Annotated in this window: 24 protein-coding genes; 13 read left to right on the forward strand and 11 right to left on the reverse strand. The window is 66.0% G+C overall.

The annotated features are described in order from the left end of the window. Positions 1 to 72 precede the first annotated feature (72 nt). From DTQ71_RS00735 to DTQ71_RS00745, 3 genes are read left to right on the forward strand one after another with little or no spacing between them, the layout of a single operon-like run. Positions 73 to 777: an ABC transporter permease gene (locus DTQ71_RS00735; RefSeq protein ID WP_109562386.1), complete on the forward strand. Its 705-nt coding sequence runs from the start codon at positions 73 to 75 to the stop codon at positions 775 to 777. Further along, positions 771 to 1,478, forward strand: coding sequence for an ATP-binding cassette domain-containing protein (locus DTQ71_RS00740; RefSeq protein ID WP_172500033.1), 708 nt, complete (start codon positions 771 to 773; stop codon positions 1,476 to 1,478). Before DTQ71_RS00735 ends, DTQ71_RS00740 begins: the two co-directional genes overlap by 7 nt. Continuing rightward, a complete protein-coding gene (locus tag DTQ71_RS00745; RefSeq protein WP_109562387.1) occupies positions 1,475 to 2,278 on the forward strand; it encodes an ABC transporter substrate-binding protein in 804 nt (267 codons plus the stop codon). The genes DTQ71_RS00740 and DTQ71_RS00745 overlap by 4 nt, the downstream gene beginning before the upstream one ends. 278 nt (positions 2,279 to 2,556) lie before the next feature. Here DTQ71_RS00745 and DTQ71_RS00750 read toward each other — a convergent pair whose 3' ends face one another. Then, positions 2,557 to 3,333, reverse strand: a complete 777-nt coding sequence (locus DTQ71_RS00750; RefSeq protein WP_109562388.1) for an SDR family oxidoreductase — start codon at positions 3,331 to 3,333, stop codon at positions 2,557 to 2,559. A 137-nt stretch (positions 3,334 to 3,470) separates the two neighbouring features. Here DTQ71_RS00750 and DTQ71_RS00755 point away from each other — a divergent pair, with 137 nt between their 5' ends. Further along, entirely contained in the window at positions 3,471 to 4,313 is an 843-nt protein-coding gene (locus DTQ71_RS00755) for a sulfotransferase (RefSeq protein ID WP_109562389.1), read from the forward strand. Positions 4,314 to 4,317: 4 nt separating this feature from the next. Here the strand turns inward: DTQ71_RS00755 and DTQ71_RS00760 are convergent, their stop codons facing one another. From DTQ71_RS00760 to DTQ71_RS00770, 3 genes are read right to left on the reverse strand one after another with little or no spacing between them, the layout of a single operon-like run. Beyond that, positions 4,318 to 4,905: a Smr/MutS family protein gene (locus DTQ71_RS00760; RefSeq protein WP_109562390.1), complete on the reverse strand. Its 588-nt coding sequence runs from the start codon at positions 4,903 to 4,905 to the stop codon at positions 4,318 to 4,320. After that, complete coding sequence (locus DTQ71_RS00765) at positions 4,902 to 5,786, reverse strand: MltA domain-containing protein (protein WP_245947137.1); 885 nt, start codon at positions 5,784 to 5,786, stop codon at positions 4,902 to 4,904. Before DTQ71_RS00765 ends, DTQ71_RS00760 begins: the two co-directional genes overlap by 4 nt. 3 nt (positions 5,787 to 5,789) lie before the next feature. Continuing rightward, positions 5,790 to 6,449 carry a Tim44/TimA family putative adaptor protein gene (locus tag DTQ71_RS00770; RefSeq protein WP_109562391.1) on the reverse strand — a complete coding sequence of 220 codons (660 nt, stop codon included), beginning with the start codon at positions 6,447 to 6,449 and terminating at the stop codon, positions 5,790 to 5,792. 96 nt (positions 6,450 to 6,545) lie between these two features. On the opposite strand from DTQ71_RS00770, the gene DTQ71_RS00775 reads away from it, so the two are divergent. Then, the gene (locus tag DTQ71_RS00775; RefSeq protein ID WP_109562392.1) at positions 6,546 to 7,052 is read left to right on the forward strand and encodes an FxsA family protein; all 507 of its coding nucleotides are present in this window, start codon (positions 6,546 to 6,548) and stop codon (positions 7,050 to 7,052) included. Positions 7,053 to 7,122: 70 nt separating this feature from the next. Then, positions 7,123 to 7,677 (forward strand): protein-export chaperone SecB, encoded by a 555-nt coding sequence (gene secB, locus DTQ71_RS00780; RefSeq protein WP_109562393.1) that lies wholly within the window; start codon positions 7,123 to 7,125, stop codon positions 7,675 to 7,677. A gap of 106 nt (positions 7,678 to 7,783) precedes the next feature. Here the strand turns inward: secB and dnaQ are convergent, their stop codons facing one another. From dnaQ to DTQ71_RS00800, 4 genes are read right to left on the reverse strand one after another with little or no spacing between them, the layout of a single operon-like run. Next, the gene (dnaQ, locus tag DTQ71_RS00785) at positions 7,784 to 8,470 is read right to left on the reverse strand and encodes a DNA polymerase III subunit epsilon (RefSeq protein ID WP_109562394.1); all 687 of its coding nucleotides are present in this window, start codon (positions 8,468 to 8,470) and stop codon (positions 7,784 to 7,786) included. Then, positions 8,467 to 9,033, reverse strand: a complete 567-nt coding sequence (coaE, locus tag DTQ71_RS00790) for a dephospho-CoA kinase (protein WP_109562395.1) — start codon at positions 9,031 to 9,033, stop codon at positions 8,467 to 8,469. The genes dnaQ and coaE overlap by 4 nt, the downstream gene beginning before the upstream one ends. Next, a complete protein-coding gene (locus DTQ71_RS00795; protein WP_109562396.1) occupies positions 9,030 to 9,845 on the reverse strand; it encodes a shikimate dehydrogenase in 816 nt (271 codons plus the stop codon). Before DTQ71_RS00795 ends, coaE begins: the two co-directional genes overlap by 4 nt. Then, a complete protein-coding gene (locus DTQ71_RS00800) occupies positions 9,842 to 10,423 on the reverse strand; it encodes a Maf family protein (protein ID WP_109562397.1) in 582 nt (193 codons plus the stop codon). The genes DTQ71_RS00795 and DTQ71_RS00800 overlap by 4 nt, the downstream gene beginning before the upstream one ends. 379 nt (positions 10,424 to 10,802) lie before the next feature. On the opposite strand from DTQ71_RS00800, the gene hemJ reads away from it, so the two are divergent. The 7 genes from hemJ to DTQ71_RS00835 all read left to right on the forward strand — a co-directional run bounded on the left by hemJ (position 10,803) and on the right by DTQ71_RS00835 (position 18,133). After that, positions 10,803 to 11,234, forward strand: coding sequence for a protoporphyrinogen oxidase HemJ (gene hemJ / locus DTQ71_RS00805; protein WP_109562398.1), 432 nt, complete (start codon positions 10,803 to 10,805; stop codon positions 11,232 to 11,234). 145 nt (positions 11,235 to 11,379) lie between these two features. Then, positions 11,380 to 12,693, forward strand: coding sequence for a transcription termination factor Rho (gene rho, locus DTQ71_RS00810; RefSeq protein WP_109562399.1), 1,314 nt, complete (start codon positions 11,380 to 11,382; stop codon positions 12,691 to 12,693). Positions 12,694 to 12,705: 12 nt separating this feature from the next. Next, the gene (mnmE, locus tag DTQ71_RS00815; RefSeq protein ID WP_109562400.1) at positions 12,706 to 13,989 is read left to right on the forward strand and encodes a tRNA uridine-5-carboxymethylaminomethyl(34) synthesis GTPase MnmE; all 1,284 of its coding nucleotides are present in this window, start codon (positions 12,706 to 12,708) and stop codon (positions 13,987 to 13,989) included. Positions 13,990 to 13,991: 2 nt separating this feature from the next. Then, positions 13,992 to 15,860, forward strand: coding sequence for a tRNA uridine-5-carboxymethylaminomethyl(34) synthesis enzyme MnmG (mnmG, locus tag DTQ71_RS00820; protein ID WP_109562401.1), 1,869 nt, complete (start codon positions 13,992 to 13,994; stop codon positions 15,858 to 15,860). Then, positions 15,857 to 16,453: a 16S rRNA (guanine(527)-N(7))-methyltransferase RsmG gene (gene rsmG / locus DTQ71_RS00825; protein ID WP_109562402.1), complete on the forward strand. Its 597-nt coding sequence runs from the start codon at positions 15,857 to 15,859 to the stop codon at positions 16,451 to 16,453. Before mnmG ends, rsmG begins: the two co-directional genes overlap by 4 nt. After that, positions 16,450 to 17,244, forward strand: a complete 795-nt coding sequence (locus DTQ71_RS00830) for a ParA family protein (RefSeq protein ID WP_109562403.1) — start codon at positions 16,450 to 16,452, stop codon at positions 17,242 to 17,244. The genes rsmG and DTQ71_RS00830 overlap by 4 nt, the downstream gene beginning before the upstream one ends. Then, a complete protein-coding gene (locus DTQ71_RS00835) occupies positions 17,237 to 18,133 on the forward strand; it encodes a ParB/RepB/Spo0J family partition protein (protein ID WP_109562404.1) in 897 nt (298 codons plus the stop codon). Before DTQ71_RS00830 ends, DTQ71_RS00835 begins: the two co-directional genes overlap by 8 nt. On the opposite strand, the gene hemW is transcribed toward DTQ71_RS00835, so the two are convergent. The 3 genes from hemW to rph all read right to left on the reverse strand — a co-directional run bounded on the left by hemW (position 18,119) and on the right by rph (position 20,712). Beyond that, on the reverse strand, positions 18,119 to 19,285 hold the full coding sequence (gene hemW / locus DTQ71_RS00840; RefSeq protein ID WP_109562405.1) for a radical SAM family heme chaperone HemW: 1,167 nt from the start codon (positions 19,283 to 19,285) through the stop codon (positions 18,119 to 18,121). The genes DTQ71_RS00835 and hemW overlap by 15 nt on opposite strands. Positions 19,286 to 19,390: 105 nt before the next feature. After that, complete coding sequence (gene rdgB / locus DTQ71_RS00845) at positions 19,391 to 20,002, reverse strand: RdgB/HAM1 family non-canonical purine NTP pyrophosphatase (protein ID WP_109562406.1); 612 nt, start codon at positions 20,000 to 20,002, stop codon at positions 19,391 to 19,393. After that, a complete protein-coding gene (rph, locus tag DTQ71_RS00850) occupies positions 19,999 to 20,712 on the reverse strand; it encodes a ribonuclease PH (protein WP_109562407.1) in 714 nt (237 codons plus the stop codon). Before rph ends, rdgB begins: the two co-directional genes overlap by 4 nt. Between the last annotated feature and the right edge of the window lie 48 nt (positions 20,713 to 20,760).

Here is a 20,760-nt window from a genome sequence, read left to right on the forward strand (position 1 = left end):
GCTTGCGCTCCGGCCCCCGGCCATGCAGGGGTGCGGACCATGCCCCGCGCGCTGCCTCTCCGCTGATCGGCCATGGACGACCTGCTGGCCGGGTTCGCCGCCGCGTTCCGCCTGATCGTCACCCTGGACGCGGAGCTAATCGAGATCACGCTGCTGTCGTTGCGCGTCACGCTCACCGCCGTGGCGATCGCCTGCCTCATCGGCCTGCCGCTGGGGGCCTGGCTGGCGGTGCGGCGCTTCCGCTTCCGCCGCACTGTGATCGCCACGCTCAACGCGCTGATCGGCCTGCCGCCGGTGGTGGTGGGTCTCGTGGTCTACCTCATGCTCTCGCGCTCGGGCCCGTTCGGCGTGCTGGATCTGCTCTTCACACCCACGGCGATGATCGTCGCGCAGGTGGTCATCGTCACGCCCCTGGTCGCCTCCATCGCCCATCAGGCCATGCGGGAGCTCTGGGCCGAGTATCACGACCTGCTGATCTCGATGGGCGCCTCCCGGTGGCAACGGATGGCCACGCTGATCCTGGACGGGCGCCGGGCGCTGCTGACTGCGGCGCTGGCGGGCTTCGGCCGCGCCATCGGCGAGGTCGGGGCGATCATGATCGTGGGCGGCAATATCGACGGCGCGACCCGGGTCCTGACCACCGCCATCGCGCTGGAGACCGGGCGTGGCGACTTCGCCTTGGCGCTGGGGCTGGGGATCGTCCTGATCGCGCTGGCGCTGATCGTGTCCGGCGCGAGCCATTGGGCCATGCGGACGGAGCGGCACGGGCGATGGTGAGCCTGCTGCCCCTGCGCCTGGAGGGCGCCGCCCTGGTCCGCCGAGGCCGGACCCTGGTCGGCCCCATCGACCTGGACCTGCCGGCGGGCGACGTCACCGCGGTGATCGGGCCGAACGGATCGGGCAAGACGTCGCTGTTGCGGATGATGCACGGACTTCAGCCCGCACGCGGCCGGATCCGCTGGTCGGTGCCCGAGGCCGAGGCCCGGCAGCGCCAGGCCTTCGTCTTTCAGCGCCCCATCGTCCTGCGGCGCTCGGTCGCCGCCAACCTCGCCTACCCGTTGCGGCTGCGCGGTGTCCCGCGCGAAGAGGCCCGTGCAAGGGCCGATGAGCAGGCCCGCCGCTTCGACCTCACGACCCTCCTGACACAGCCCGCCCCCTCCCTCTCCGGCGGCGAACTCCAGCGCCTCGCCCTCGCCCGCGCGCTCATCACCGAGCCCGAGCTGCTCTTCGCCGACGAGCCCTGCGCCGCCCTCGATGGCCGCGCTACCCGCGCGGTCGAGACCCATCTCGCCCGGGCCGCTTCTCGCACGACGCTGGTTCTCGCCACCCATGACATGGGCCAGGCGCGGCGCATCGCCACGCGGGTGATCTTTCTGCTCCATGGCCGCGTCCACGAAACCGGGCCCGCCGACGCCTTCTTTTCGGACCCACAGACCGAGGCCGCCCGCGCCTTTCTCAGAGGAGACATTGTCGAATGATCCTAGCCCTCCTGCTGATGCTTCTGACCACCCTTCCGGCCAGCGCCGAGACGCTGCGCATGGCCGTCACCACCTCGTTCGACGCCTCAGGCCTCGCGGACATCCTCTTGCCCGAGATCGCGGCAGAAACAGGCATCGATGTCCAGCTTCTGGTGGTCGGCACCGGCCAAGCCCTGCGGCTGGGCGAAGCGGGCGATGTCGATGCAGTCCTCGTTCATTCCCGCGCCGCCGAGGAGTCCTTCGTGGCCCAAGGCCATGCCACCCACCGGCGGGAGATCATGTATAACGATTTCGTTCTGATCGGGCCGGTCTCCGACCCAGCCGAGATCGCCGACGCCCCCGACGCCGCCACCGCCCTGGCCCGCATCGCGGCCGCGGGCACGCCCTTCGTGAGCCGCGGCGACGACAGCGGAACCCACAAGGCGGAGCTGCGCCTGTGGAACGCCGCAGAGCTCTCCCCCGAGGGCGGCTGGTATCGCCCCGTCGGCGCCGGGATGGGCGCGGCCCTGAACACGGCGGTGGCGATGGGGGCCTATGTGCTGTCGGATCGCGCGACATGGCTCAATTTCGGGAACCGTGACGACATGACCATCCTGTTCGAGGGAGATCCCGCGCTCTTCAACCAATATGCTTACCTGCCCGTGGCGCCGGACCGGCACCCGCATGTGCCCCATGACAGGGCGCTCCGGCTCGAAGACTGGCTCACCGGCCCGCGCGGTCAGGCTCTGATCGACGGCTACACGATCGCGGGCGAACGCCTCTTCACCGCCAACGCCACCCCCCGGGAGGCGCGCCCTTAACCCAGCCCGACATCCTGGTCCTGATAAGCGACCAGCACACCGGCACGCTCTTCCCGGACTACCCCACCGACGGACTGCGCACCCCAGCCGACGCGGCGGGCCGCCCGCCCGGCCTATTTCGACACTCTCCTCGATCTCCACGAAACCGCAACGGAGGCGCTTCAAGGGCGCGACGACACCCGGCGGACGGCCGCCTTCCTTTCCCTCTCAGACCATGGCGATACGCCGGGCGGGCCGCTGACCGACCCGGCCTCGGTCGCCTTCGATCCCGGCCCCCCCTAGCCCAGCATCCCGAGATCGCCGTCGATGGCGATCGCCTGGCCCGAGATCGTCGCGCCGCTGGGCGAGGCCAGGAACAGCACCTGATCGGCGATCTGGCGCGGGGTGACGTAATCCTTGATCGATGCATAGGCGAAGGCCTCGGCCTCGATCTCGGCCATCGTGCGGCCCTGGGCCTGGGCGCGCGCCTCCATCACGCGCCGCTGGCGGTCGCCCGCGACGAGGCCCGGCAGGATCGCGTTCACCGTGATCCCGTCGCCCCCCAGCTCCCGCGCGAGGGATTTGGTCAGGCCGATCACCCCCCATTTCGCCGCCGCGTAGGGCGCGCGATTGGCGAAGCCCAGGCGCCCCGCCGCCGAGGACATCATCACGATCCGTCCCCGGTCCGAAGCCCGCAGCGCGGGGATGGCCGCGCGGGTGACGTAGAACGCCCCCGTCAGGCAGACATCGAGCGTGCGCGCCCAATCCGCCGCGTCGACCTTTTCCAGCGGCGCGGTCGGCCCCGCGATGCCCGCATTGTTCACCAGCAGGTCCAGCCCGCCCAGCGCCGCCACCGCCTCGGACACGAAGGCGCCCGCCTCCGCCTCGTCCGCCACGTCGCAGCGCCGGGCAAAGAGCTCCGCGTCGGCGGCGCGGGCCGCGCCCAGCGCGTCCTCGTCCAAATCGCAAAGCGCCACCCGCGCCCCCGCCTCACGCAGCGCGCGCACGATCTCCAGCCCGATCCCCCCGGCCCCGGCGGTCACCAACGCGCGGACCTCTCCAAGATGCAGATCCATATCCCGTCCTCCTGCCAGCATGGGATATGACATGCCGCGCGACGGCAAGCCCTCCCGGAGCAATCGGGTGGGACCGATCTTTCGCATCCGAAAGGATTAAGGCAAGTTGACCTCTCGGTCGCGAGTTTGGAGGCGTTATGGATCGAGACTTTGGCCCACCGGTCGCCATCGGTGGGCTCGGCGGCAGTGGGACGCGGATCTTTTCGGCGCTGCTCCAGGCGGCAGGGTTCCGGAACGGAGAGGACTTGAACAAGGCCTTGGACATGCTTTGGTTCACGATCCTGTTCAAGCGCCCAGACTTCGCCCGCGCCTGCCCCAGCGAAGCGGCGCTCGATCAGGCCGTGCGACTGTTCCACGATGCGATGACGCATGGCCTCTCGGGGCGCATGGGCCCTGAGGATCGGGCGCTCCTGGACCGGCTGCGGCGCGATCTTCCGCCGCATGGAAACTGGACGTCGGGGGCCATTGCGGAGAATGTCGACCGCCTGATCGCCAGTGGACCGAAACCCCCCGGCCCATGGGGATGGAAAGAGCCGAACACGCATATCTTTCTCTCCGCGCTGGACGCGCGTTTCCGGGGCCTGCGTTATATCCACATCGTGCGCGATGCGAACGACATGGCCCTGTCCCGAAACATCAATCAGCTGAAACTCTGGGGTCCGAACCCGCCCGAGGACGCGCCCCTCCCGGTCCGACAGCTCCGCTTCTGGACCAAGGCGAACGCGCGGGCGCTGGATTACGGGGCGACCATGGGCGAGCGTTTCCTGGTCATCTCCTACGAGGATTTCTGCGCCCGGCCCGGGCTCCATTGGGAGCGGCTCAAGGCCTTTCTGGGACCGGAGGCGCACGGAGAGTTCCCCTCGGACCTCGTCAACCCCACGACGATCGGACGGGGCGCGGCGTTGGAGCACATCCCGGAGGCGGACCTCGCCGCCGCCGAAGCGGTCACCGCCCGCGTCGCCGCATTGGGGCGCGTCTGACGCCTCAGCCGCGCCGAAGATAGACGTAATAGGCACCGGAGCCGCCATGGCTACGACTGGCCTCGGTGACCTGGAGGACGACAGAGGCGAGCGGAGGCATCGCAAGCCAGGTCGGAACCTGATGCTTCAGCACGCCGAGGCGGTTGGGCATAACCGTGTCCGAGGGCTTGGACTTGCCCTTGCCGGTCACCACCAGAACCAGCCGCTTGCCCTCCGACTGGGCCGACATCACGAAGCGCGCGAGCGCAGGCTGCGCCTGAGCCAGGGTCATGCCGTGCAGGTCCAGCTTGGCCTCGGGGCGCAGCTTGCCGGACTTCATGCGCTTATGCGTCTTGGCATCCATCCGAAGCGGGGCCGCCGCGACCTGCTCCGAGATGGTCGGAGCAAGGGAATGGGCCGAGCCCCGCGCCTTGGCCCGCGCACCGAGCGTAAAGGGCTGGATGGCACGCGGCGCGGGCACGGGGCGCGGCTTTCTCGGCGGTTCGGCCTCCGGCGGGGGCGCGTCGCGGCGCGCGGCATCCAGGGGGTCGGTGCTGCGTGTGTAGCGCTGCCACAGCTCCCGATCCTCGGCGCTGAGGCGGCGCCGCCTCATCTGGGCATCAGCGGCGTCATCCGCCCGGCGAGGTTCATCTCACCGGCGGCCTCACCCGCCGCCGCCCCCGTGCCATGGAACAGGTCCAACCGGCCCGGCCCCTTGATCGCCGACCCGGTATCCTGCGCGATGCAGAGCCGGCTGACCCCCGGCGCATGGATCCAGACCGGCGTGCCCAGCGGCGTATGGGCGGGATCGCAAGCGACGCTGCGCCCCGCGGTCACCGGACAACCCATGGTCCCGATGGGTCCGTCCTCGGGCGGGCCATCCTGGACGCGGAAGAACACGTAAGACGGATTTTCGTCCATCAGCGCCCGGCCCCGCGTCGGATCGGCCCGCAGCCAGTCCTTCAGTTGCTCGGCCGTCAGGTCCATCCCGAACACCTGCCGCTCGATCAGGATCTGGCCGATGGAGCGGTAGGCGTGGCCATTGCCGCCCCCATAGCCCAGACGCAGGGTCGAACCGTCGGCCAGGCGCAGACGGCCGGATCCCTGCACCTGGAGGAAGAAGCGGTCGACCTCGTCCCGCAGCCAGGCCAGCACATAACCGTTGAGCCGCGTGTCGATCTCGGACCGGCGCAGGGAACACCCGCCATCGGGCAAAGCATGGACCGGGACCGGAAATTCCAGGGTTCGGGTCAGCGATGCGTCGAGCTCGGGCTCATAATAGCCGGTGATCCGCGCGGCGATGTTGCGGGCCGGCGTGAACCGGGTCTCGAAGAAGGCGCGGGCCGAGGACGCTGTCCGCGCCGCTTCAGCCAGGGGATGATCCTCCATCCGCCGAAAGGCCGCGAGCGCGGCTTCCAGGTCGTCGCCGTCCCAGCCGTCCGGCGGAACGAAGGGCGCGCGGGCCGAGAGCGTGGGATCGGGCCGGGCCGTCACGCGTTAGCCGCCCGTCGCCACCAGCTTCCAGTTGGGATCGGTCGAGCCCATCTCCCGGGCGAAGGTCCAGACATCGCGCTGCTTCTTGATCTCGTTCGGATTGCCCTCGACAATCGTGCCCTCGCTGTCGCGCACGACCGATGTCAATTCACCGACGAAACGCAACGTGATCTGGGCCTCGTTCGTATCGCGCTCGAACTCCGCCTCCAGGAGGGTGGTCTCGCGCACGCCGATGAAATTGGCGTCGATCTTGAGGCCCTTGTCCTCGCGGTCGGCGATCACGCTGAGAAAGGCCTCGTAAACATCCTCCGACAGAAAGTCCTGCACCTCGGATAGATCGCCGTTCTCGAAAGCCATCAGGATCATCTCGTAGGCGCCGCGCGCGCCGGACACGAATTCCGAGACGATGAAACCAGGCTCGGCCAGCTTCATGGCGGACAGTGCCTTGGCGCTTTCGGTGCCGTCATCGACATGATCGGTGATGTCGCGATCTGGACCGCCTTCGATCACCTCGAAATCGCGGCGCACGGGCGGCTCGGATCGGCCCTGAACGGCGGTCGGCTTTTCGAAGCCGGTCCGTTTGCCCAAAACGTTCTTGAGACGGATGACGAGGAACAGGGCGATGCCGGCAAGGACAAGAAGTTGTATCACGGCGTCGTTCATCCCTATCTCGGCTCCGTCCAATGCGGGGTTGGTATCGCACCCGATGGACATATGTAAGGCCCGCGAAGGGTCAAGGACCGATCGGAGGGGACGACCATGTGGCTGCTGCTGATCTTTATCGGTGTTCCCCTGTTGGAGATCGCCCTTTTCATCCAGGTGGGCGGGCTTTTGGGTTTGTGGCCGACGCTGCTGATCGTCGTCCTCACCGCAATCGCCGGGACATATCTGGTGCGCCGGCAGGGGTTGGCGCAGCTAGCCGAGGTCCAGCAGTCCTTCGAGCGGCTTAACGATCCGACGCGGCCGCTGGCCCATGGCGCGATGATCCTGGCCTCGGGGCTGTTGCTGCTGACCCCGGGCTTTTTCACGGATGCCGTGGGCTTTGCGCTGCTGATCCCGGGCGTGCGCGACGCGGTGATGCGCTATGTCCGGTCGCGTGTGGAGGTGCAGTCCTTCACGATGGGCCAGCCGGGGCCGCATCCAGGTCGGGGCCCCGGGCCTCACCACCCGCCCCAGGACGACGTGATCGAGGGCGAGTATGTCGAAATGCCGCGCCGCGACGGCCCGTCGGGTTGGACCGACCCGGATGCGGCACGCCGCGACTGAGCGCCAGTTGTAGCCTCGCCGGGCCTCTGCTAGGCCGGGCCGGACCATTTTCCAGACCAAGGACGCCAAGATGGCCGATCAAGACGACGCTCCGAAGCCCGACGCCGCGCCCGCGGCCGACGCCCCGCAGGCCGCGACCCCCAACGGCGCCGCCCAGCCGCAGAAGGCGCCCAACATGCAGGTGCTGGGCCAGTTCATCCGCGACATGTCCTTCGAGAATGTCGCCGCCCAGAAGGGCCAGACGATGGACGGCTCGCCCGATATCAACGTCCAGGTCGGGCTCGACGCCCGCAAGCGCCCCCAGGAAGGCCAGTTCGAGGTCGCGACCAAGCTCAATATCACCGCCAAGAAAAAGGGCGGGGACGAGGCGATCTTCGTGATGGAGCTGGACTATGCCGGCGTCTTCGCGATCCAGAACGTGCCCGAGAACCAGCTGCATCCCTACCTGCTGATCGAGTGCCCGCGGATGCTGTTCCCGTTCCTGCGCCGCATCGTCTCGGACGTGACGCGCGACGGGGGCTTCCCGCCGCTCAACCTCGAGAACATCGATTTCGTGTCGCTCTATCGCAACGAGATCACGCGCCGGGCCCAGGCGCAGGGCGCGCAGCCGACCCAGCAGGCCTGACCGGCCCCCGGTCGGAACCGCGGGGAGGGAGGCGCTGCCCTCCCCCCTCTTCTGGCTAAAAATACTCAGATCCCGCCGCCTGCACTCCGCGCGGCGTCGGGCGGGATCACAACGCTTTCCACAGCGCGCCCTCCCCCAGAGAGTCGACGAAGGCCGCATGGGCCGCCCGCTCCTCGTCCGAGAGACGCGAGGGCAAGGGGCTGAGCCGCGCATAGGCCTTCCACGCGCCCTCATCGTCGGAAGCGCGGCGCCGCGCGGGGCCGGCCAGGGTCAGGCTGGTCTGACGTCCCCCGATCAGCTCCAGATAAACCTCCGCGAGAATCTCGCTGTCGAGCAGCGCGCCATGTTTTTCCCGCGACGAATTGTCCACGCCGAACCGGCGGCAGAGCGCATCCAGCGAGGCCGGGGAGCCCGGGAATTTCGCGCGCGCGATGGCGAGCGTATCGACCGCCCGCTCCATCGGCAGGAGGGGTAGGCCCATCCAGCCCAGTTCCGCGTTGAGAAACTTCATGTCGAAGGCCGCATTGTGGATCACCAGCTTGTCGCCGCCGATAAAGTCCAGGAACTGCTGGCCGATCTGTCCGAAGACCGGAAAATCCTTGAGGAAATCGTCGCCCAACCCGTGCACCTCGAAGGCGCCCTGGGGCATGCTCCGCTCGGGGTTGATATATTGGTGATAGGTGCGGCCCGTGGCCACGTGGTTGATCAGCTCGACGGCGCCGATCTCGACGATCCGGTCGCCGGACTCGGGCTCGAACCCGGTGGTCTCGGTGTCGAGGACGATCTCTCTCATCTCAGCTCCTCCAGGATGGCGTCGACTTGGGCGGCGGCGGCCTCAAGCGTCGTCGTCTCGATGACATAGTCGGCGCGGGCGCGCTTTTCCGCGTCGGGCATCTGCTTGGCCAGGATCGCCTCGAACGCCGCCTCGGTCATGGTCCCGCGCTCCAGCACGCGGGCGCGCTGCACCTCGGGGGGCGCAGTGACGGTGATGGAGCGGTCCACCGCAAGACCCGTTTCGAACAGGAGCGGCACGTCGAGCAGGACGATCGGCGCGTCGGTCTCGGCCAGGAAGGCCGCACGGTCCGCGGCGACGAGGGGATGGACGATAGCCTCGACGCGCTTCAGCGCCGTGGGGTCGGCGGTGATGACCTCACGCAGGGCGGAGCGGTCCACGGTGCCGTCTCGCACGACCTCGGGGAAGGCGGCGCGAAGCGGCGCGACGGCGGCCCCGCCCGGGCCGTAGAGGCGATGCACCGCCGCATCCGCATCCCAGACCGGGACGCCACGCTCCGCGAACATCCGCGCCGTCGTGGTCTTGCCCATGCCGATGGAGCCGGTGAGGCCGAGGACGATCATGCCAGCACCGCCGCACGCAACGCCTCGTCCACCCGCGGCTCGGCTCCGAACCAGGCGTGGAAACCGGGAACCGCTTGATGCAACAGCATCCCCAGACCGTCCACGACTGGATGTCCCCGGGCGCGGGCGGCGGCGAGAAGCGGCGTCTCCAGCGGGGTGTAGACGATATCGGTGACGGTCGCCGACGGGTCGAGGCCGGCGAGGTCGAGATCGAGCGGCGGCTTCCCGGTCATCCCCAAGCTGGTCGTGTTCACGAGCAGGCCATGGCCCGGAAGTGCCTGGGCAGCGTCGATCCAGGGAACGGTCGTCACCCGGTCTCCAAACAGCGCGGCCAGAGCCTCGGCCCGGTCGGCACTGCGGTTGGTGAGCGTGACATGGGCCGCGCCTTCGTCCAGCAGCGCGGCGATCACCCCCCGCGCGGCCCCACCCGCCCCAAGGACGAAGGCCGGGGCGCGCACGTCTCGATGTCCCGCCCCCTGCGCAAGGTTGGCGGTAAAACCATAGCCGTCGGTATTGTCCGCCAGGATACGCCCTTCCTGGAAGGTCAGCGTATTCGCGGCACCGACCGCCCTGGCGCGGGCCGTGGTCTCGTCCGCCAGAGCGAAGACGGCCTCTTTATGCGGAATCGTGACGTTGATCCCCCGGAATCCGAGCCGCGGCAGCAGGGCCAACGTCGCCTCCAGATCATCGGCCCGGACATGGAGCGGCACGTAATGGCCATCGATGCCATATCGGCGCAGCCAATGGCCGTGAAGACGCGGAGAACGGCTATGGGCAATCGGGTCGCCGATCACGCCAGCAAGCAGGGTCATGCGGCAATCTCCCCTCGGGTCACCAGATAGTCGATCAGCGGCAGCAGCGGCAGACCCAGCACGCTGAAGAAATCGCCGCGCACCTGGTGGAAAAGCCGGGCGCCCTCCCCCTCCAGCGTATAGGCGCCGGCGGAATGGCGGATCGTGTCCCAGTTCCGGGCCACGTAATCGTCGAGATAAGCGGGCGAGGCGGGGCGCATGACCATGGTGACGTCGCCGACATGACGCCAGACTGGGCGGCCATCCTCCGCCAGGACGGCGGCGGAATGCAGCTTATGCGATCCCCCGCGCAGCCGCATGAGTTGGGCCACGGCCGCCTCGGGGCTGGCGGGTTTGCCCAGCAGCTCTCCCTGATGGTCCAAGGTCTGGTCGCAGCCGAGCACGAGCCCCGGACGCCGCACGCGAAGCGCCTTGAGTTCCGCCAGGGCGTCCGCCACCGCGCGCGGCCCATGTCCCTCGGCCAGGAGCGCCTCGCGCACGCTCGCCTCGTCGACCCGCGCGGGGACGGCTTCGAAGGGGATCGCGGCGTCGGACAGCATCTTCTGCCGGGTGCGGGAGGAGGAAGCGAGGGTCAGCATGTGGATCGTTTCGTGAGCAACCGGTCGGGAAACCCTGTCGAGAGGGCGGGGAGAAATGGCCCCTCGCGGGCGTTGGGGGAGAACTGGCCCGTTCCTAGAGGGTTCTGGCAAAGTTATCCATGGGGAGGAATGGCGTTCCGCGGGACGCTCCGAGCGGTCGAGCCGATGGCTTATTCCCTGAGTCGCTCACAGATCCGTCCCCGGGTCAAAGCCCGTCAAATCGGACTGAATCGCGGGATATCCACCGACATGCCTGGGCGATATCTCCCGTGTGGACAGATTTGAGGACAGGATTCCATCCCCGTTCTTCAACCGTCCATCTACAACTATCTTCCTTTCTTCTATTTTTCTAAGAGGGAGGCCGAGAAGTGGAGGTGAGATGGACCTATATCTTTGGGCCAAGGCGCTGCATGTCATCTCGGTGATCGCGTGGATGGCTGGCCTGTTCTACCTGCCCCGGCTCTATGTCTATCATGTCGAACAACAGGACGCCGTCCCCGAGATGGTCCCCGTGCTGGAAGTGATGGAGCGGCGATTGCTGCGGGCGATCATGACCCCGGCGATGATCTCGTCCTGGCTCTTCGGGTTGATCATGGTGGGGATGGGCGGCGTCGATTGGGGCGCGGTCTGGCCCTGGCTGAAGGCCGCCAGCGTCCTCGCCATGACCTGGTTCCACTTCTGGTGCGCGGGGCAACGAACCGCGTTGGCCGCCGGTCACGCGCAGGTCAGCGGCCGAGGATACCGGATGATGAACGAGGTGCCGACGGTGCTGATGATCGTCATCGTCGTCTCGGTCATCGTCAAGCCGTGAGCGGCGGGCGCTGGTTGACAGCGTGATCCTGGGCGCTTAGCTGACGAGTGCACGGAGAGCCGTCCTGGCTCGGACCCGTTTTCCCGATTTTCAAAATGGCGCCGCCCCGATGGGCCCGCGCGCCTCCCCGACGGAGCTTCGCCCCATGCGCGACGATATCCCTGGTGCCACGGATGGCGCCATCGAGCAGCCGACCGGCACCCTGAACCTGCGCGACCTGAAGGCGACCTCGCCCAAGGCGCTGGTCGATATGGCCGAGGAACTCGAAATCGAGAACGCCTCGACCATGCGCAAGGGGGAGATGATGTTCTCCATCCTGCGGGAGCGGGCGGATGAGGGCTGGGAGATTTATGGCGAGGGCGTCCTGGAAGTGCTGCAGGACGGGTTCGGCTTCCTGCGCTCGCCCGAGGCGAATTATCTGTCGGGGCCGGACGACATCTATGTCTCGCCGGACATGATCCGCCAGCATAGCCTGCGGACCGGCGATACGGTCGAAGGCGTGATCCAGGCGCCCGACGACAACGAGCGCTATTTCACGATCACAAAGGTCACGCAGATCAACTTCGAGGCGCCGGAGAAGGCGCGGCATAAGGTGTCCTTCGACAACCTGACGCCGCTTTATCCGGATGAGCGGCTTAAGCTTGAGATCGAGGATCCGACGATCAAGGACCGGTCTGCTCGCATCATCGACCTTGTCGCGCCGATCGGGAAGGGTCAGCGCTCCCTGATCGTGGCGCCGCCGCGTACGGGTAAGACCGTGATCCTGCAGAACATCGCGAAGTCGATCGAGACGAACCACCCGGAATGCTACTTGATGGTGCTGCTGATCGACGAGCGGCCCGAAGAGGTGACGGACATGCAGCGCTCGGTGAAGGGCGAGGTGATCTCCTCGACCTTCGACGAGCCGGCCACGCGGCACGTGGCCGTGAGCGAGATGGTGATCGAGAAGGCGAAGCGTCTGGTCGAGCACAAACGAGATGTTGTGATCCTTCTAGACTCAATCACAAGACTTGGTAGGGCCTATAACACCGTCGTGCCGTCCTCGGGCAAGGTGCTGACCGGTGGTGTCGATGCGAACGCCCTCCAGCGGCCGAAGCGCTTCTTTGGCGCGGCGCGTAATATCGAAGAGGGTGGCTCGCTGACCATCATCGCCACGGCACTGATCGATACCGGCTCGCGGATGGATGAGGTGATCTTCGAAGAGTTCAAGGGCACCGGCAACTCCGAGATCGTTCTGGACCGGAAGGTCGCGGACAAGAGGGTGTTCCCGGCCATGGACATCCTCAAGTCCGGAACCCGGAAGGAAGATCTGCTGGTCGACCCGAAGGATTTGCAGAAGACCTTCGTGCTGCGCCGGATCCTGAACCCGATGGGCACCACCGATGCGATCGAGTTCCTGATCTCGAAGTTGAAGCAGACGAAGACGAATGCGGACTTCTTCGACTCGATGAATTCCTGACGGCGCGATGCCATGGCAGACACGATCTATGCCCTGGCGACGGCGCCCGGGAAGGCTGGCGTGTCGATCGTCCGCATCTCCGGACCCGGTGCTTTCCACACATTAGAAGCACTGGGGGCCCGTCGCGGCGCGGCCCGGGTCGCGCGATTGCAGAACATTCTGGATGGCGACGGGACCGTTCTCGACCAGGCCCTGACGTTGACATTCGAGGCCGGCGCCAGCTTTACCGGCGAAGACGTCGTTGAGTTGCATCTGCATGGGAGCATCGCGGTTCAGCGCGCGACCTTGAGGCGGATCTCCGAGATTGGCCTCGCTCGGCCCGCTGAAGCTGGGGAGTTCACCCGGCGCGCCTTGATCAACGGCCGGATGGATCTGACCGAGGTCCAGGGTCTCGCCGATGTGATCGAAGCGGAGACCGAGGAGCAACGTCGAGCGGCGATGCGCGTCCTGAACGGCCAGATGTCCGATCTGGTTCTGAGCTGGCGGACGCGGATCGTTCGGGCGTCCGCCTTGCTTGAGGCCACGATCGACTTCGCGGATGAAGAGGTCCCCGTGGACGTTCTCCCCGAAGTGATGGACCTGCTGGGCGGCGTCCTCGGGGAAATGCAGGCTGAGGTGGACGGCGTCAGCGCGGCTCAGTCTTTGCGCGACGGGTTTACGGTCGCCATCGTCGGCGCGCCGAATGCGGGGAAGTCGTCCCTGCTGAACGCCATCGCGCGCAGTGAGGTTGCTCTGGTCTCGGAGATCGCGGGAACGACGCGGGACGTGATTGAGCGGGCCATTGATCTTCGGGGATACAAGGTCCTGCTCTCGGATACGGCCGGGCTCCGGGAAACCGACGATCCGATCGAGAAGCTCGGCGTTCAGAGGGCGGAACGTGTGGCGCGGGGGGCAGACCTCAGGATCTTCCTGCACGAGGAAGCAGAGCCGCCGGCTTTTCCCATCGCCCGTCAGGATGGCGATCTCGTTCGGCGGTCGAAATGTGATCTCCACGGAGAACCTGGGCTGTCCGCGCGGACGGGCGAAGGACTGGAGACGCTTCTTTCCCAAATCGCGGACCGTTTGGAGGAAATGGCCGGATCAGCCGGTTTCGTGTCGCGGGAGAGGGATCGCGCCGCCCTGATCTCCGCCATCGATATCTTGTCCTCCGTGACGGCCGGTGGATTTGACCAGGGTGTGGAGTTTGTCGTATCCGACCTGAGATCCGCGATTAGGAATCTTGAGCGCGTCGTCGGTAAGATCGACGTCGAAGACGTGCTCGACGAGGTCTTCCGGTCCTTCTGTCTCGGAAAATAGGAGTGTTTCACGTGAAACATCGCCAATTCGATGTCATCGTCGTCGGGGCTGGCCATGCTGGGACCGAGGCCGCTCATGTTGCGCATCGGATGGGTGGGCGCGTTGCGCTCGTCACCATGGCACCCACGGATTTGGGGGCGCTGTCCTGCAACCCTGCCATCGGTGGCCTGGGTAAGGGGCATCTCGTTCGCGAGGTCGACGCACTCGGCGGTCTGATCGGACGTGCGGCGGATGCGGCCGGCATCCAGTTTCGCCTCCTCAATCGGAGCCGCGGACCCGCTGTGCAAGGGCCACGGGCTCAGGCGGATCGCGATGCGTATCATCGTGCAATCCAATCCGAATTCAGTGCGGGCGCTGGACCGGAGGTGATCTTCGGCGAGGTTTCCGATCTCCTTCAGGATAGCCAAGGACGCGCTTGTGGTGTGACACTCGTCGATGGGTCGGAGATCAGCGGCCAGGCGGTCATTCTGGCGACCGGAACATTTCTCGGCGGACGAATCCTGATCGGCCATGAGGCGCAGGCTGGTGGACGCATCGGAGCCCGCCCCGCAGCCCGTCTGGGCCAGCGTCTTCGGGACCTGGGTCTCGACGTTCGACGATTGAAGACCGGTACCCCGCCCCGCTTGCGTCGACAGTCGATCAACTGGGGAATCCTGGACGACCAACCGGGCGATCCTGAGCCGACGCTGTTTTCGTTCCTCAGTAAGGGTCCCGTTCTGCGGCAGGTCAGTTGTGGCATCACAACAACCAATGCGGCGACCCATGAGATCGTGCGGGAGAATTTGGGTCTCTCGGCGATGTATGGTGGCATGATCGAGGGTGTGGGTCCCCGTTATTGCCCGTCCATCGAGGACAAGATCACGCGCTTTGCGGATAAGGACTCCCACCAGGTCTTTCTCGAACCGGAGGGGCTGGAGTCCGATCTGGTCTATCCGAACGGTATCTCGACATCCCTTCCGGCGCAGATTCAAGAGGCTTATGTTCGGACCATTCATGGCCTTGAGAATGCCGAGATCGTGCGCCCTGGCTACGCCATCGAGTACGATTACATCGACCCGCGTGGCCTGACTCGCGACCTCCAGCTCTCCGAAATTCCCGGCCTGTTCCTTGCCGGTCAGATCAATGGCACCACCGGCTACGAGGAAGCAGCGGCGCAGGGGCTTGTTGCCGGGATCAACGCGGTGCAATTCGTACGGAATGAGGCGCCGACGGTCTTCGAGCGGCTTGAGAGTTATATTGGCGTGATGGTCGACGATCTCATCACGCGCGGCGTGAGTGAGCCTTATCGGATGTTCACCTCTCGCGTTGAGATGCGTCTAACGGTTCGCGCCGATAACGCGGACGAACGACTGACCCCGCTCGGCATTCAGCTCGGGTGTGTCGACGCCAAGCGGGCAGGCATCTTTGGCCGGAAGATGGATGATATCGAGAGACTGAAGTCCGACTTGTGCTCCGTCGAGCGGACCAAGAGTGAGGTTCTAGATGGGCCTCGAAGCGGTGCACCGCGCAGTCTCTATGCGCTGTTGAGCGATCCGGACGTCTCGATCGATGCGGTCCGGTCGTGCCTTGATGGAGAGCGGGACGAAGACGACGCGATTTGGGATCAGGTTTGGCGCTCGTCTCTCTATGAGAATTACCGCGTTCGCGCGGAGCGAGAGGCGAACATGTTGCGACGGGACGAGGCTGTCGCCTTGGGTTTGGAATTCGACTACGACGTGGTTGGTGGGCTGACCACGGAGCAACGGGAAAAGCTGAAGCGTCTGCGGCCAGAAACGGTCGGTCAGGCGTCCCGTATCGAGGGGATGACCCCGGCGGCCCTCGTCGCACTTCTGGCAGCGACCAAATCGAGACGGGCAGCTTCTGCGAGATGACGACGGGTGACATTCGCGAGGATGTTTCACGTGAAACACTCGAGAAATACGTAGATCTGCTGATCCGGTGGAACCCGAAGATCAACCTCATCGCCCCCGGCACGGTCGACGAGATCTGGACACGCCATATCGAGGATAGCCTTCGCGTCGTAGATGCGCTTCCGGTCTGCGGAAAACGTCTCCTTGATCTCGGTAGTGGCGGCGGACTGCCAGGCATTCCGATTGCGATCATGCGACCCGACCTAGATGTCTCGTTGCTCGAGGCCGATGCCCGGAAAGCGGCCTTTCTTCAGACCGTGCGGCGGGAACTCGGTATGTCCTACGATGTCCGTAGGGCCCGGATCGAGGCCTTCCCTCCACATGAGGCGGATATCATTACCGCGCGGGCCTTGGCGCCCCTGGTTGAGCTTCTCCGCTTGGCCGTGCGTCATGGAAAAGACGACACGGTCTACATATTTCCGAAGGGGTTGCGATGGCAGAGCGAGGTGGAAGAGGCTAAACTCCGCTGGACTTTCAACGTGACCCCAAAGACCACCGAGAGGGCCGGAGCCGGGCCTGTGCTCGTGCTCGAAAACGTCAAGGATCGACCGTGAAAAGAAAGCGAATTTTCAGCATCGCAAACCAGAAAGGCGGCGTGGGAAAGACGACCACGGCGATCAATCTCGGCGCCGCTCTGGCGATGCGAGGCAAGAGCGTCGTCATCATCGATCTTGACCCGCAAGGAAACGCGTCCACGGGCCTCGGAATTGAGAGGGGTGCGCGCGCCAAGACCGTCTATGACGTGCTGCTCGGGTCCGATTCGGTCGAGACGGTGGCCCGGCCCACCGATGTCGAAAACCTCGCGATTGTTCCCGCGACCATGGATCTCAGCTCAGCCGATGCAGAGTTGATGTCCACGGCGCGCCGCGTCGTCCACCTCCGCAATGCGCTGCGCCATCGGTCGACGCCATTCGACTATGTCCTGATCGACTGTCCTCCCTCCCTGAACCTGCTGACGATCAACGCGTTCGTCGCATCCGATGCCGTCATCGTCCCGCTTCAGGCGGAATTCTTCGCCCTCGAAGGTCTGTCTCAGCTTCTGCTGACGGTCCGCGAAGTCCGGGAGACGGCGAACTCGGATCTGCGGATCGAGGGCATCGTCCTCACCATGTTCGACAAGCGGAACAATCTCTGTCTCCAGGTCCAGGAGGACGCGCGTGCGAATCTCGGCGATCTCGTCTTCAAGACGCAGATCCCGCGCAACGTCCGTCTCAGCGAGGCGCCGAGCTATGCGATGCCCGTGCTGAATTACGATCCGACCTCGCGCGGCGCGATCGCCTATCGCGCGCTTGCCAGCGAACTGCTCGAACGCAACGCCATTACGAAGGATCCCGCGCATGTCTGAGACCGGACAGAGAAGGCCCATGCGCCGTGGTCTATCGGCCTTGATGGCTGATATTGGCGTCGACGCGGACGACGCCTCGTCCAAGAGGCCTGTCACCGGAGATCGGCAGGTGCCGATCGAGCAGATCCGCCCGAACCCGAATCAGCCGCGCCGCCAATTTGACGAGGAGCGTCTGTCGGATCTCGCTGCGTCTATCTCCGCCAAGGGCGTGCTTTCGCCTCTGATTGTGCGGCCGATCTCGGGCGAGGACGTGCTCTATGAAATCGTGGCCGGCGAACGCCGGTGGCGCGCGGCCCAGCGTTCCGGTCTCCATGAGGTCCCTGTTCTCGTACGGGAGTTCGACGACACTGAAGTGCTGGAAGTCGCGATTATCGAGAACATCCAGCGTGACGATCTGAATGCGATTGAAGAGGCATCGGGTTATCGCGATCTCATCGAACGCTTCGGCCACACCCAGGAGCAGCTTTCGACGCAGCTCGGCAAGTCGCGGAGCCATGTCGCCAATCTGATGCGACTCCTGAAGCTCCCGGACTCGGTGCAGAACCGCCTTCGCTCCGGAGAAATTTCTGCCGGCCACGCCCGCGCCCTCGTGACGGCGCCGGACCCGGAAGCCCTGTCACAAAAGGTCGTCCGGGAAGGCCTGTCGGTCCGCGAAACGGAAAAGCTCGCAAAGGGCGCGCGACCGTCCAAGCAGTCGCGCCCGAAAGCCGCCGAGAAGGATGCCGATACCCGCGCCCTAGAAGGCGACCTGACCGCCGCGCTCGGCCTCCTGGTCCAGATCGCGCATGTCCCCGGCGACGAAGGGGGACATGTGTCGATCCGCTATCGATCGCTCGATGAGTTGGACCGGCTGTGCAATCTGCTTTCCAACGGCCTAGGCGACACTTAACTCGGCGACGATCGCGTTCAAAAGCAGAGTTCCGCGCTCGGTTGCCCGCAGCCGCCCCGCTTCGAGCGCGATCAATCCGTCCTCTGAGAGCCGAGCGATCGTGCCCGCGCTGATCTCTCCGCCGAGCGATTTGACCCGCTCCAGGTCGATGCCTTGCCGCCGCCGCAGCCCCATCATGACGTATTCGTCAATGATATCGGCGCGGTCCAAAATCTCCGAGTGGAGCAGTCCAACCCCCTGCCCTTCGACAGCCGTGAGCCAATCGTTCGGCATGGCCCGGTTGACGGTCGCGCGCCGGCCATTGGCGCCGCCGACGCGCCCATGTGCGCCCGGCCCGATGCCTAGCCAGTCCCCGCCTTGCCAATAGATCAGATTATGTCGGCTCTCCTGCCCCGGTCGGGCATGGTTCGACACCTCATAGCGAGGCAGACCGGCGGCTTCGCACCGCTCCTGCGTCACCTCGTAAAGGGCGACGGCCCGGTCCTCGTCCGGTAGTCCCCTCAAGCCGCCGGCCTGAGCCCGATCCCAAAAGGCGGTCCCCTCCTCGATCGTCAGCTGGTAGAGTGAAAGATGGTCGGGCCCCATCGTCATGGCCTCGCTCAGCTCCCTCCGCCAATCCGCAAGATCCTGGTCCTGCCGCGCGTAGATCAGATCGAAGGACACACGGTCGCAGACACTACGCGCGATCTCATAAGCCCGACGTCCCTCTGCCGCGTTATGCAGCCGCCCGAGCCGCTTCAGAGACAGATCATCAAGCGCCTGCAATCCAACCGACATCCGCGTGACACCGGCGTCCATGAAGCCCTGAAAGCGCGCCGATTCCACCGACGTGGGGTTGGCTTCCAACGTGACCTCGAGATCGTTCGCCATGGTCCACAGGCCCCGGATCTCGGCTAGAATGTCATGGGTTACAAACGGATCCATCAGCGACGGCGTGCCACCGCCGAAGAACACCGACGACACCCGACGCCCTGGCGTCCGCTCGGCCCAATAGCGCAATTCCGCCAGGTAGGCATCTCTGAACCGCGCCTGATCCACCTTCGCGCTGACATGGGAGTTGAAGTCGCAATAGGGACATTTGGCCGCGCAGAACGGCCAATGCACATAGATCCCGAACCCGGATCTTTGCCATGTTTCTGTTTCGTTCTTCACTGTCAGACGCTCGGTTTAGTGACGCAATGCGTCACTCGCAAAGAAGGGTCCATCGCGACGTAGCCGCTTCTCCGACCGCGGCTCCCCTCGACCACAGGCGCAGAGTCACGCGCCTGCGTCCAGCGCTGCCTTCAGCTTCGCCATGGCCCGGGCGCGATGAGAGATCGCGTTCTTCTCCTCGGTGGGCATCTCGGCGAAGGTGCGGTCGTGCCCATCCGGGATGAACATTGGATCGTAACCATGACCCGTCTGCCCCCGGATCGGCCAGATCAGCCGCCCCGGTGCGTCGCCCTCGAAGACGGCTTCGGACCCATCGGGCCAGAGCATCACCAGGGTGGCGCGGAACCGCGCCCGCCAGGGTTGCGGCGCGGCACGGGCGATCAGCGCGTCATGGGTGCGCGTCATCGCCAGCATGAAATCGCGCCCTGTCGGTGTCTCGGCCCAATCGGCGGTGTGGATCCCCGGCTGGCCATCGAGAGCCTCGACTTCCAGCCCCGAGTCGTCCGCCAGGGCCGCGAGGCCGGTGGCAGCCACGGCGGCCCGCGCCTTGATGCGGGCGTTGCCGAGGAAAGTCGTCTCGATCTCCTCCGGCTCCGCGAGGCCGAAATCGGCATTCGACCGGCAGGTGATCCCGAGCGGAGCGAACAGCGCCGAGAACTCCTCCAGCTTGCCCGCGTTATGCGTAGCGATGAGCAGGGTGTCGCCCAGCGGTTTCACGCGACGGCCGCCTTCTGTGCGGCGACGAGGTTGGCCACGCCCGCTTCGGCCAGGGCCAGCAGCGACTCGAACTCGTTTCGGCTGAAGGTCGCGCCCTCGGCGCTCGCCTGCACCTCGATCATCCGGCCCGCGCCTGTCATCACGAAATTGGCGTCCGTCCCGGCCTCGCTGTCCTCCGGATAGTCGAGATCGAGCACGGGCTGCCCCGCATAGATCCCGCAGGAGACCGCCGCGACGTGATCCAGCAGCGGGTCCATGGTGATGTCCCCCGCCTTCATCAGCTTGTTGACGGCCAGGCGCAGCGCGACCCACCCGCCGGTGATCGAGGCACAGCGCGTGCCCCCATCGGCCTGGATCACATCGCAATCGACGGTGATCTGCCGCTCGCCCAGGGCCTGACGGTCGATCCCCGCGCGCAGCGAGCGTCCGATCAGCCGCTGGATTTCTTGCGTGCGGCCGGACTGCTTGCCCGACGCCGCCTCGCGCCGCATCCGCGTCGTGGTCGCGCGCGGCAGCATCCCGTATTCCGCCGTCACCCAGCCCTGGCCGGTATTGCGAAGGAAGGGCGGCACCCGCTCTTCCAGCGACGCGGTGCACAGCACATGGGTCTCGCCGCAGCGGATCAGGCAGGACCCCTCCGCATGCTTGGTCACATCCGTCTCGATGGAGATGTCCCGCATCTGGTCGAGCGCGCGTCCCGAAGGTCTCATCCGTCATCCTCGCTGTCTGGGCGTGTCGGGCTTCTCGCGCGCCGCTGG

This window comes from Jannaschia seohaensis (assembly GCF_900116765.1).
Lineage (GTDB): Bacteria > Pseudomonadota > Alphaproteobacteria > Rhodobacterales > Rhodobacteraceae > Jannaschia > Jannaschia seohaensis.

Bases quoted from the DNA above. Each gene is read 5' to 3' on its own strand.
- hemJ (WP_109562398.1), top strand. From the start codon at position 10,803: ATGGACCTATATCTTTGGGCCAAGGCGCTGCATGTCATCTCGGTGATC.
- DTQ71_RS00775 (WP_109562392.1), top strand. From the start codon at position 6,546: ATGTGGCTGCTGCTGATCTTTATCGGTGTTCCCCTGTTGGAGATCGCC.
- DTQ71_RS00795 (WP_109562396.1), bottom strand. From the start codon at position 9,845: ATGACCCTGCTTGCTGGCGTGATCGGCGACCCGATTGCCCATAGCCGT.
- rsmG (WP_109562402.1), top strand. From the start codon at position 15,857: ATGACGACGGGTGACATTCGCGAGGATGTTTCACGTGAAACACTCGAG.
- coaE (WP_109562395.1), bottom strand. From the start codon at position 9,033: ATGATCGTCCTCGGCCTCACCGGCTCCATCGGCATGGGCAAGACCACG.
- DTQ71_RS00835 (WP_109562404.1), top strand. From the start codon at position 17,237: ATGTCTGAGACCGGACAGAGAAGGCCCATGCGCCGTGGTCTATCGGCC.
- DTQ71_RS00735 (WP_109562386.1), top strand. From the start codon at position 73: ATGGACGACCTGCTGGCCGGGTTCGCCGCCGCGTTCCGCCTGATCGTC.
- DTQ71_RS00770 (WP_109562391.1), bottom strand. From the start codon at position 6,449: ATGAACGACGCCGTGATACAACTTCTTGTCCTTGCCGGCATCGCCCTG.
- secB (WP_109562393.1), top strand. From the start codon at position 7,123: ATGGCCGATCAAGACGACGCTCCGAAGCCCGACGCCGCGCCCGCGGCC.
- rph (WP_109562407.1), bottom strand. From the start codon at position 20,712: ATGAGACCTTCGGGACGCGCGCTCGACCAGATGCGGGACATCTCCATC.
- DTQ71_RS00745 (WP_109562387.1), top strand. From the start codon at position 1,475: ATGATCCTAGCCCTCCTGCTGATGCTTCTGACCACCCTTCCGGCCAGC.
- DTQ71_RS00740 (WP_172500033.1), top strand. From the start codon at position 771: ATGGTGAGCCTGCTGCCCCTGCGCCTGGAGGGCGCCGCCCTGGTCCGC.
- dnaQ (WP_109562394.1), bottom strand. From the start codon at position 8,470: ATGAGAGAGATCGTCCTCGACACCGAGACCACCGGGTTCGAGCCCGAG.
- rho (WP_109562399.1), top strand. From the start codon at position 11,380: ATGCGCGACGATATCCCTGGTGCCACGGATGGCGCCATCGAGCAGCCG.
- DTQ71_RS00760 (WP_109562390.1), bottom strand. From the start codon at position 4,905: ATGAGGCGGCGCCGCCTCAGCGCCGAGGATCGGGAGCTGTGGCAGCGC.
- DTQ71_RS00750 (WP_109562388.1), bottom strand. From the start codon at position 3,333: ATGGATCTGCATCTTGGAGAGGTCCGCGCGTTGGTGACCGCCGGGGCC.
- DTQ71_RS00800 (WP_109562397.1), bottom strand. From the start codon at position 10,423: ATGCTGACCCTCGCTTCCTCCTCCCGCACCCGGCAGAAGATGCTGTCC.
- DTQ71_RS00755 (WP_109562389.1), top strand. From the start codon at position 3,471: ATGGATCGAGACTTTGGCCCACCGGTCGCCATCGGTGGGCTCGGCGGC.
- mnmE (WP_109562400.1), top strand. From the start codon at position 12,706: ATGGCAGACACGATCTATGCCCTGGCGACGGCGCCCGGGAAGGCTGGC.